The following is a 10,872-nucleotide window of genomic DNA, read 5'->3' as shown; positions in this document are numbered from 1 at the left end:
AAGAGATATATCACATCGGAGCAAGCTTGAAAGATTTGGGCAAAAAGTGGTTTGCATTTTCTAAGTTTGAGATGGAGGCTTTGGAGATTTTGGGCAGATTGAAATAAATTATAAAACTTGTTGATATTTTGTGATAGCATACGCTTAAAAAAATGATGTTTTTAAGGTTTGAGAAATGAACGATATAGATATTAAAAAACTCCTAGATTTAGAAGTTGAGAAGCGCAACTGTGAGGGCGAGATTTGTGAAGAGCGGTTAGACCCTATCATGGTTGCACATCGTTACAAAGACCCGACTATTGCGCTTATTTGCGCTCTTTTTGCCTACGGAAACGTCAAACAGATAGTAAAGTTTTTAAACTCTCTTGACTTTTCGCTTCTGCAAAAAAGTGATGATGAGATACGCGAGGGGCTTAAAAACCACTACTATAGATTTCAAAAGTCCGAAGATGTGGCGGCTCTTTTTATCGCACTAAAACGCTTAGGCGAAAAGGGCATATTGGAAGAGGTCTTTAAAAGCGGATATCTTAAAAACAGAAGCACGATAGAGGGCATAAACACTCTTATAAAAGCTCTGCAAGATATTTACCCACACTCATCCATGGGGTATAACTTTTTAATCTCTCAAGTTACTCTAAAAACAAAGGGAGCAGGGGCATTGAAGCGGTGGATGATGTACTTGCGCTGGATGGTAAGAGAGGATAACATAGACATGGGTTTGTGGAGCGGGGTCGATAAAAGCGATCTTATTATTCCGCTTGATACCCACACTTTTAACGTTTCGAAAAAGCTGGGGCTTTTGGATAGAAAAAGCTACGATTTACAAGCCGCGATAGAGCTTACAGCCAAACTAAAAGAGTTTGATTATAATGACCCGCTAAAGTACGATTTTGCACTCTACCGCATCGGTCAGGAGAAGTTGTCGCTTGTGTGAGAGAATTTTTCTCTCATTATAAAAAGAGCAAATGCCAAAACAACGGCGGAGATGGAGGCAATAAGAAACAAAAGAGTGCTTCCATAGCTGTCCCATATCCATCCTGCAGCACTTAGAGATATTAGTGTCGCAATGCCGACTGAAGTGTAGTAAACTCCATACGCGGTCGCTTTTAAATCATATGGCGCGGTGTCTGAGATGATGGCTTTTGCCAAGGAGTTAAACCCTCCAGCAAAAAATCCATATATGGCAAAACCTAGCCAAACTCCGAGGACGCTCCCGCTAGACATTGCGATTGCTCCCAAGCCAAAAGCCATATAGACAAAGGAGAGCAGAGCCGCTTTGCCGAATTTGTCGGCAAATTTGCCTATGGGGATTGCAAAAAAGGACTGCGTAAGATTGTAGAGAGCGTATGCAAGAGGGATTATCGCAAGAGAGAGTCCGTTGTCTCCCGCTTTTAATATCATAAATGAGTAGTTCATCGCAACCAAACTAAAGAGTGTTTGAAATCCCACCAGCCAGTAGAACTGCGCCGGAAGCGCGCTAGGGCGAAAACGTTTTGCGGGGGAGGGAGTAAAGGGAACATCTGTGATTATAAAGATGAGAATTGCCATGGAGATAAGCCCCGGAATAATGCTAAGAGCAAAGATGGTGCGAAAGGTCGTTTCGCTCTCTCCGAGCCACCACAAAAGAGCAAAGGCACTCAACGAGCCGACCAGTGCGCCCGCGCCGTCCATCATTTTATGAAATCCAAACACAAAACCGCTTGAGCCTTTTGGCGTAGAGGCGCTGATAAGAGCGTCTCTTGGGGCGACACGAATACCTTTTGCAAGTCGGTCGCCTATTCGGATAGTCATAATCATGGTCGCACTTTGGGCAAAAAAAGCAAGAGGTTTTATGAGGTTTGAGAGACCATAGCCAAAGACGACGATACCTTTTCTTCGTCCGAGCCTATCTGAGTAGAAGCCTGAGAGTGCGATAAGCAGAGCCACTGAGAGTTCAGCAAGACCCTCGATTATGCCGATTTGTGTTTTTGTTGCATGTAAAAAACGCTCCAAAAACAGAGGCAGCAGAGGAAGAATCATCTCTGTGGAAAAATCCGTAAAAAAGCTGTTGGCTCCGAGTCCGACAATGTTTCTATTTAATGGTGCTTTTTTCATGCTCTTTTTTGCTGTGTTAAATTTTTTACTATTATACAAAAATTATCAATTTGTTGATTATAGCTATTTTGGCTATAATCCATAACTATTTTTTTAAAAGGATGCTCCATGGAGTGCGAAATCCCTACAGTAAATTCAAACAAACAAGAGATAAAAGAAATTTTTGATATAACTAAGACAATAGCAGTTATCGGGCTCTCTCCCGATGAGTCAAAAGTGAGTCATAGAGTGGCAAAATACTTAAAAGAGCAGGGGTATAAAATCGTCCCAATCTATCCAAAAGAGGAGACAATTTTAGGCGAGAAGGTCTACCGCTCACTTTCAGAGGTGCCTTTTGCTATTGATATGGTAGATATCTTTAGAAAGCCAAAAGAGCTTGATAATGTGGCAGAAGCATGTATACAAAGAGGCGATGTGAAAGTTTTTTGGGCGCAAAAAGATATAGTCAACAATGAAGCTGCGGCTCGTGCTAAGGCGGCTGGCATGAGAGTGGTTCAAAATATGTGCACAATGGTAGAGCATAGAGTTTTGAGAGAGGAGGCGTAGTTGTTTGATGTAAAGAAAATCTACGAAGCCAGAGAGCGTATAAAAGATGTTGTCGTAGATACGCCATTTTCATACGCTCCGCATCTTAGCGAAAATTCTGGATGTCAGGTTTATCTGAAAAAAGAGAATCTTCAAGTAACCGGTGCATTTAAAATCAGAGGCGCGTACAACAAAATAGCAACGCTCAGTGATGCGCAAAAAGAGTGCGGCGTTATAGCGGCAAGTGCCGGCAATCACGCGCAGGGGGTTGCACTTTCTGCTTCCATGTTTGGCATTAAAGCAGTTATTGTAATGCCTGAATCAACACCGCTTACAAAGATAAACGGCGTAAAAAATTACGGTGCAGAGGTTATTTTGCATGGAACAAACTACGATGAAGCGTATGCTTACGCGCTTGAACATGGCAAGAAAAACTCTCTGACTTTTATTCATCCTTTTGAAGATGAAGAGGTTATTGCAGGTCAGGGAACCCTAGCCCTTGATATTTTAGATAAGTGTCAGGATTTGGATGCTGTGGTTATACCTGTTGGCGGTGGCGGGCTTATATCGGGCATGGCCGCTGCCATCAAGAGCGTAAATCCCAATATAGAAGTTATCGGGGTAAGCGCGAAAGGTGCGCCGGCGCTCAAAAATTCTTACGAGTTGAAAACTGCCGTAGACTCGCTTAGTGTGAGAACAATCGCGGACGGGATTGCGGTTCGTGACACCTCGCCGATTACTCTTGGTTATATGCTGGAGAGCGTCGATAGATTTATAAGCGTAGACGATGAGGAGATAGCAAGCGCGATTCTCTTCTTGCTTGAGAAGCAAAAGCTTGTTGTGGAGGGCGCTGGAGCCGTAGGTGTTGCCGCACTTTTGCATGGTAAACTAGAGCATTTAAGGGGTAAAAAAGTAGCACTAGTGCTCAGCGGCGGAAACATGGACGTAACACTGCTCTCAGTCATCATTGAGAAGGGTCTCTTAAAATCAGGCAGAAAAATGAAGTTGACGGTCACTTTGGTTGACAAACCTGGTTCATTGATGCGTTTTACGCAGATACTTCAAGAGCTTAACGCGAACATAGTGCATATTGCATACGACAGAACCTCCATCTCGCTTGATTACGGCGATGCAAATGTAACGGTTCATGTTGAGACAAAGGGAGAAGAGCACCAAAGTATGATATATAAAGTGCTAAAAGAAGAAAATTATATAAGAGATTAAGCCTAGAATGAAACCCATAAAAAAAAGTAGTTTTAGCGAAGCGATAATATATACACAGATCTTGGATGCTAAAACGCTTTTGGCGGTTGATGCGCGTACGACTATAAGGTATTTGGATATAGAGAGTTTAAGTCTTATGGATGAACTGAAAGTTGATGTTGTGCATACAAGACAGGGCTCAAAGGTAGTTTCGTTTAGTCCTGATGGAGAATATTTTGCTTTAATTGACAAAGAGTATAAAAAATCTATGCTCTTTGAAACAAAAGGAAAAAAACTTCTTACTACGATGGATAGACATCAGGGCGAGGTCTCATGTGTCGCAATCGATCCGAATGGAAAATATATGTTTTCATGCGGTGATGACGGCATAATATACGGTATAGATATAAAGAGTACCCAGCTTGCTTTTACGCTTCCGCCACATAAAGATTTTGTAACCGACATAGCTTTTACAGAGGACGCTAAGTGGGTGGCAACTTCCGGTTATGATAAAAACATCTCCCTGTACAACTTGGCTATGATGACTCCGCAAGGCAAGTTAAAAGCCCACTCATCTGCAGTTATAAAGCTTCATTTTCTAGGGGATGGAAGGCTTTTTAGTCTCGATAAAAAGAGCGGCGCAATAGTCTGGGATGCAAAGAGCGCAAAAGTTATTGCAAGGTTAAAAGGCATACATGACGAGGTTATATCTCTCTGCGAGGCAAGCAAGAGTAGATTTCTTTTTTTAGGTACAAAACTCGGATATATTCTTGTATATGATTTAGAAAATTATGAACAGATCTCAAAAAAGTATATAAAACTCTCCGATGCTATTACCTCTTTAAACTTTAATGAGAAGAGAGAAGAGCTGATTGTAGCAAGTGCAAACGGCGAGCTTCTTATTTACAATATTTTTGAGCAAGAGGGGCATTTGCGAGAACTGTTTGAGCAAAAAAAGTATGCCAATCTCTCAAGCTGCATAAAAGAGAATCCGCTTTTGGTATATACAAAACCATACAAAACATTTGAAATACTTTGGGAGAAAACAATCCAAAGAGCAAAACTGCTTTTAGAAAACTGCGAAAAAGTCAAGGCAGAGGGGCTGTTTAAAGATTTTTTGGTTATTGCATCTAAGAAACAGCAGATGCAAAAGCTTATGTCTGAGTACTCTGAGTATGAGAAGTTCCTCGCATATGTAAAAGCAAACAGACTATCTCTTGCATACGCTCTGGTAAATCTTCATCCACTTTACAAAGAGACGAAGGTTTATAAGTCGATGGAGGCTGAGTGGGAGAAGGATTTTGCTCTTTCAAAAAAGTATATGCTTGATCAGAAATTGAGCCACAAAGTTCAGGAGATATTGGCTCCGTACAGAGGAATAAGTGAAAAAACGCTTCTGATTCAAGAACTTACACAAAATATCAACGCGTACAAAAGATTTAAAGAAGCAATAACGCAAAGAAAATTTAAACTTGCTTTTGAAATTGTAAAGCAGGCAGAGGTTTTAAAAGAGTATCCGGAATATAGGGCCCTTGTAAACTACTCAGACAATCTCTATATAAAAGCACAGGTAATGCTTGGAAACGGTGATGCAAACTCAGCTCTTAAAATTTTTCGTGTTTTGCTTGACTTTGATGACTTTAGAGATGAAGCGAAGGAAAGTATAGAAAAAATTGAGGCAGAGAGAAAGTTTTTCACTGCTCTAAAAGAGGGAGACAGCACTCTTGCGTATACTATTATGGATGAGTTTGAGGAGCTAAAAGAGAGCAATAATGGAAAAATGCTCCAGACACAGTGGGAAGAAGATTTTGAAAAAGCCAGTGATATTGCTCTTTATGCGGACATAGAGGGAGCAAAGAGAATTTTGGCAAAGTATATGAATATAAAATCAAAAAGCCAAGAGATAGCAGATGTTTTTTCAAAGGCCCATATTGTTCAACTCTACAGAGCTCTTGATGAAGAGAGAGACCAAAAAAGTATAGAAAACGGGATAAAAAATTACATGCTATATTACGGCTTAACTAAGCGCATAGAGGGCTATTTTGAGGATTTTAAAGGAAAGTTTCCACAGAGCAAGATGAATCTAAACTCTCAAAAACAAGGTTCTATTCAGAACTGGAGACCCTCTATGATAGTTAATTCAATCTTGTGAATAAAACAACAATATTATAAATAGTTATAAGGAAGCTTATAATAAAAAGTGTTACGATTTGAACAAGTTGAATAAGTTTTTTTAATTTATTGGCTAAAGGGGACAAAAAGACTCTTTAACTTGTTATGATTTTATCACATTTGTATTTTTAATCATCTTCATACCATGATTGATTATATAAGTGCAAATTTTATGACAAAGGAGTTTGCCTATGAAAAAAGTTGTTTCTATGATTTTTGTGATGATGAGTATGGCTATTGCCCTAAGTGCAACTCAAACTGCCAGTGATGACAAGTCTGTTATCAGAGGTGAGCAACCTCACCCTGATAAAGGCATCTTGTACTAGCAAGATTTGCATATGCACCGACTCTTTAAGTTGATCGTAGGAGAGAAACTTTTAGAGTCAGAGCATTAAACATGATTTTTCCTAAAACTTAACGGCAGCAATTAGACGGATAGCGTCAACTTTTTTGTCTGTTGCTGCATCAATATCTTGATGGACATATATTCCCGTTAAATTTACATACTTGCCCACTTTTGCAGATGCAATGAGGTCAAATTCCGTTCCTTCGCTTGAAGTCTGATCTATATTTTGTAGTGAAGCCGTAAGTTTTAAAGCATCAAACTGGTAACTTCCTGCAGCTCTTACAGCATCTGTGTTACGTGTTCCAACAAAAGCACCGTCTTGAAAAACCGACTGCGTATAAACTTTAGACTTGTCGCCTGTTGCGGCATTTGCGATTGTCGCCGTACCTGCTTCGCCCTTTGAGGTTGTAGAACAAGAAACATCTGCACTGAATTTTCCGGCACTATATCCGATTTTTGCAGCTGTAACCATAGCATCATCAACACTTGAATTTGTTAAATTTATCCCCGCATTTTGAATTCCGAAAAAAAGTCCTGATTTTTTGTATTCTGCATCTGCCCAGTATGCGGTAAATAAAGAGTTTACGTTGTAGTACCATAGACTTACCGCTAAGTTATCAACAGGAGGCTTTATTATTGCGCCGAATGCGTATGCTCTTTTATCACCGTCTGTCATTGTGTCTGTTGTGGAGTTATAAGTGCTACCAAAACCGTAGAACTCGCCATTATGCATTGTAGTACTAGGAAAACCTGTAGCTGTAGCGTTTCCGGCACTTGAACCACCGTTGTGCTGATGAACATATCCAGCGACAAGTGTTGTATATGGAATATCGCTGTTCATAACCACTGCAGCATCAAATGTATTATATGAAGCATTCCATCTCTCTGTAAAGAGTAGTGGTGTATTAAGCGCTTGACGACCTACAATTACAGATGTATTTGATATTTTATAATCAAGATTTGCTTCGCTTACCCAGATTTGTGTTCTGTAGTAACCGTTGTCACTTTCCCATCCTGCACCGGCAGATGAGATATCTTTTACAAAACTCTGCTCAAGTCCAAGGCTGTCAACTCCTATAACGCTTGCTTTCCCCTTTAAGCCTTCGTATAGATCAGCACTTACTCCCAATTCAACAGCAGCAACCCCAACGCTTGTTTTTTGTTGGAACATATCATTGTTTGCAGCATCTTCTACAGCAGTTGTCTGGTACCAGTATTTTGCTCCCCCTGTTACTTTTACATTCTCCACAGCGTATGCAGACGTCGCTAACAGTAACGCTAGAAACGGAGCTGTCGTTTTTGATATTCTCATTTCAAATCCTTGTCATAATTTAGATATTAAAATTATAAAAGCATAGTGTCAATTTTTATTTGACAAAGTCTTTACAATATCTTTACATTTTTGTTTTAAGATGTTAATTTTGTTATTATTTTATCACAAAATTAAAATAGAGCAACAAAATACTGAGTGATTTTTTTATGTTATACATTTAAACTCTGATATAGCTCATTTTATATATAATTGGCGAATTTTTTAATACAGGAGACTTTTATGCAGATAAGCGGCGCGCAGATGGTCATTGAAGCTTTAATTGCAGAGGGCGTGGATACAGTTTTTGGCTATCCCGGCGGAGCAATTATGAATATCTATGATGAGATTTATAAGCAAGATAAATTTGAACATATTTTGACTAGACATGAGCAAGCTGCTGTCCATGCTGCAGAAGGGTATTCAAAAGCCAGCGGAAAAGTCGGTGTTGCAATGATTACAAGCGGTCCCGGTTTTACAAATGCAGTAACAGGACTTGCTGATGCATATATGGATTCTATTCCAATAGTAGTAATAAGCGGTCAGGTTCCTATGAGTCTTATCGGTACTGATGCATTCCAGGAGATTGACGCTGTTGGAATAAGCCGCTCATGCACAAAGCATAACTATTTAGTAACTGATGCAACAGAGCTTCCGCGTATACTTAAAGAGGCTTTCTATATCGCTTCTAGTGGTCGTCCTGGTCCTGTTCATGTCGATATTCCAAAGGATGTAACCGCTCAGATAGCAAACTTCGACTACTCGATTGAGCTGGATTTAGAGACTTACAAGCCTCATACAAAGGGAAACCCTCGTCAGATTAAAAAGGCTATGGAGGCGATTGCAAAAGCAAAAAGACCTCTCTTTTATCTAGGCGGAGGTATTATAAACTCGAATGCGGCTTATGAGGTAAGAGATTTGGTTCATGCAACCGGAATTCCTGCCGTTGAGACATTTATGGCAAGAGGCACTCTTAGCCATGATGATGAGTACTTAATCTCAATGCTTGGCATGCATGGCTCATATGCTGCAAATATGGCTATGAGCGAGACCGATTTAGTTATAGGTTTGGGTGCTAGATTTGATGACCGTGTAACGGGAAAACTCTCCGAGTTTGCTAAAAATGCAGGTGTTATTCACGTTGATATCGACCCTGCGAGTATCTCAAAACTTGTAAATGCAGACTACCCGATAGTAGGTGATGTTAAAAATGTTGTTGAGGAGATGTTAAGACTCTCTAGCAATATCAATCCTATTAAGTACGCATCGTGGAGAGATACGATTAAAAACTTTGATACGCTGCATCCTCTGACTTATCATGAAGACACGGACAGGTTGAAGCCGCAATGGGTTATACAAAGAGTAGGCGAACTTTTGGGCGATGATGCAAACATATCAACTGATGTTGGACAGCATCAGATGTGGACTGCACAGTTTTATCCTTTTACGCGCCCTCGTCAATGGATAAGCTCGGGTGGACTTGGAACAATGGGCTTTGGTTTTCCTGCTGCCATGGGTGTAAAAGCAGCATCTCCGGATAAGATAAGCATAAATATTACGGGAGATGGTTCAATTCTTATGAATTGTCAGGAGCTTATGACGGCTGTTGAGAAAAAGCTGCCAGTTATCAACATCATACTAAACAACAACTATCTTGGAATGGTTCGTCAGTGGCAGACGCTGTTTTATGATAAGAGACACAGCGAGACTGACTTGAGTGTTCAGCCTGATTTCGTAAAGCTTGCAGAGGCATTCGGCGGAATAGGGTATAGAGTTACGACTAAAGATGAGTTTGACGCTGCACTTAAAGATGCTATCGAGAAAAATATAGTTACTTTTATAGATGTTGTGGTTGAGAGACTTGAGAATGTTATGCCAATGGTGCCATCAGGTGGCTCACTCTTCAACATGATGCTATTAGAGAAAAAGGAGAAAAAATAATGGAGAAAAGTGAAAGAAGAGTTATCTCTGTTATTGTTGTAAATGAAGCAAGTGTATTGTCTCGTATTACAGACCTTTTCTCGGGACGCGGATATAACATTACGTCGCTAACTGTAGCTCCAATTCCGGAGAGCAAATACTCTCGTTTGACTATCGTTACATCAGGCTCGGTTAGAGTTATAGAGCAGATTACAAAGCAGCTTCATAAACTTATACCTGTTTTAAAAGTTTATGAACACGCTGACTTGGTTGAAAAAGAGATGGCACTCATTAAATTTCCTGCATCTGAAAATATTACCGATATTGCAACTCTTTGTAGTGCATATAATGGAAAGATTGTTAATGTTGGAGATAACGTTATTATAGCAATGGTAGCAGATGAGCCAAAAAGGGTTGATAACTTCTTGAAAATTATCAACAAATACAACCCAAAAGAGATTGTAAGAAGCGGTGCCGTAGCACTAGAGAGATAGGTTAAGTGTTTTTTAGTGATGTTGCTTCACATCTAAAACTTGAGTTTATCGGAAGAGATGTAGAGATAGATTCCATGAATGAGTTATCTCTCTCTTCGCCCCTTCAACTGGCATTTGCTGTTCATAAAAAATATGCAAACGAGTTAAACTCCTCCAAAGCAAAAGCCTTCTTAATAACAAATTCATTAATAGAGTATCTTCCTCTTGACTCTTCTTATATTGTTTGCGAGGATGTCTCTATCTCTATGGCAGAGGCTACTAAACTTTTTCATAAAAAACCTATTGAGCTACAGCTTAGCGATGCGGTTATAGGCGAAGAGTGTTATATAGACTCTCTGGCTAGGATTGAGAAGGGTGCAGTAGTCGGCTCAAATGTCACTGTAATGGCAGGCGCTTATATAGGTACAAATGTTACAATCGGAGACAATACCCTTATATATCCAAATGTTACCATCTATAGAGACTGTGTTGTTGGAAGCAACTGCATTATCCATGCAGGAACGGTCATAGGGGCTGACGGATTTGGTTTTTCTCATACAAAAACAGGCGAACATATAAAGATATATCAAAACGGAAATGTTATAATAGAAGATGATGTAGAGATTGGCGCAAATTGCGCGATAGACAGAGCCGTTTTTAACTCTACAATCATCAGACGCGGAGTAAAGCTTGATAATTTTATCCATATCGCGCATAACTGTGACATCGGGGAGCACTCTCTTTTTGTGGCACAGACGGGGGTCGGCGGCTCTACGAAGCTTGGAAGAAATTGCGTTGTAAGCGGGCAGAGTGCTTTTAGTGATCATCTC

General features: G+C 40.1%; 10 protein-coding genes. 8 read left to right on the top strand and 2 right to left on the bottom strand.

Annotation, left to right across the window (positions count from 1 at the left end; genetic code table 11):
• Positions 1 to 175 precede the first annotated feature (175 nt).
• The gene (locus tag RQ763_RS04925; protein ID WP_314151539.1) at positions 176 to 934 is read left to right on the top strand and encodes a TIGR02757 family protein; all 759 of its coding nucleotides are present in this window, start codon (positions 176 to 178) and stop codon (positions 932 to 934) included.
• Here RQ763_RS04925 and RQ763_RS04920 read toward each other — a convergent pair.
• Positions 910 to 2,094, bottom strand: a complete 1,185-nt coding sequence (locus tag RQ763_RS04920) for an MFS transporter (RefSeq protein ID WP_314151538.1) — start codon at positions 2,092 to 2,094, stop codon at positions 910 to 912. The genes RQ763_RS04925 and RQ763_RS04920 overlap by 25 nt on opposite strands.
• A 108-nt stretch (positions 2,095 to 2,202) precedes the next feature.
• Between RQ763_RS04920 and RQ763_RS04915 the strand changes: the two genes are divergently transcribed.
• From RQ763_RS04915 to RQ763_RS04900, 4 genes are all read left to right on the top strand, one after another.
• Positions 2,203 to 2,640 carry a CoA-binding protein gene (locus tag RQ763_RS04915; RefSeq protein WP_314151536.1) on the top strand — a complete coding sequence of 146 codons (438 nt, stop codon included), beginning with the start codon at positions 2,203 to 2,205 and terminating at the stop codon, positions 2,638 to 2,640.
• The gene (ilvA, locus tag RQ763_RS04910; protein WP_314151535.1) at positions 2,641 to 3,843 is read left to right on the top strand and encodes a threonine ammonia-lyase; all 1,203 of its coding nucleotides are present in this window, start codon (positions 2,641 to 2,643) and stop codon (positions 3,841 to 3,843) included.
• A 7-nt stretch (positions 3,844 to 3,850) separates the two neighbouring features.
• A complete protein-coding gene (locus RQ763_RS04905) occupies positions 3,851 to 5,974 on the top strand; it encodes a hypothetical protein (RefSeq protein WP_314151534.1) in 2,124 nt (707 codons plus the stop codon).
• A gap of 211 nt (positions 5,975 to 6,185) precedes the next feature.
• A complete protein-coding gene (locus RQ763_RS04900) occupies positions 6,186 to 6,320 on the top strand; it encodes a hypothetical protein (RefSeq protein WP_294929300.1) in 135 nt (44 codons plus the stop codon).
• Between the two features lie 81 nt (positions 6,321 to 6,401).
• On the opposite strand, the gene RQ763_RS04895 is transcribed toward RQ763_RS04900, so the two are convergent.
• Entirely contained in the window at positions 6,402 to 7,652 is a 1,251-nt protein-coding gene (locus tag RQ763_RS04895) for a hypothetical protein (protein WP_314151532.1), read from the bottom strand.
• Positions 7,653 to 7,892: 240 nt separating this feature from the next.
• Here RQ763_RS04895 and RQ763_RS04890 point away from each other — a divergent pair, with 240 nt between their 5' ends.
• The 3 genes from RQ763_RS04890 to lpxD form a co-directional block, all read left to right on the top strand.
• Complete coding sequence (locus RQ763_RS04890; protein ID WP_314151531.1) at positions 7,893 to 9,590, top strand: acetolactate synthase large subunit; 1,698 nt, start codon at positions 7,893 to 7,895, stop codon at positions 9,588 to 9,590.
• Complete coding sequence (ilvN, locus tag RQ763_RS04885; protein ID WP_314151530.1) at positions 9,590 to 10,063, top strand: acetolactate synthase small subunit; 474 nt, start codon at positions 9,590 to 9,592, stop codon at positions 10,061 to 10,063. Before RQ763_RS04890 ends, ilvN begins: the two co-directional genes overlap by 1 nt.
• Before the next feature lie 5 nt (positions 10,064 to 10,068).
• Positions 10,069 to 10,872, top strand: an 804-nt coding sequence (gene lpxD, locus RQ763_RS04880; RefSeq protein WP_314151528.1) for a UDP-3-O-(3-hydroxymyristoyl)glucosamine N-acyltransferase, incomplete at its 3' end; no start/stop codon positions are given.

It is taken from the genome of Sulfurimonas sp. (assembly GCF_032250635.1).
Taxonomy (GTDB): domain Bacteria; phylum Campylobacterota; class Campylobacteria; order Campylobacterales; family Sulfurimonadaceae; genus Sulfurimonas.
The sequence above is the reverse complement of the archived record's forward strand: the minus strand, read 5'-3'. Positions and strand labels throughout refer to the sequence as shown.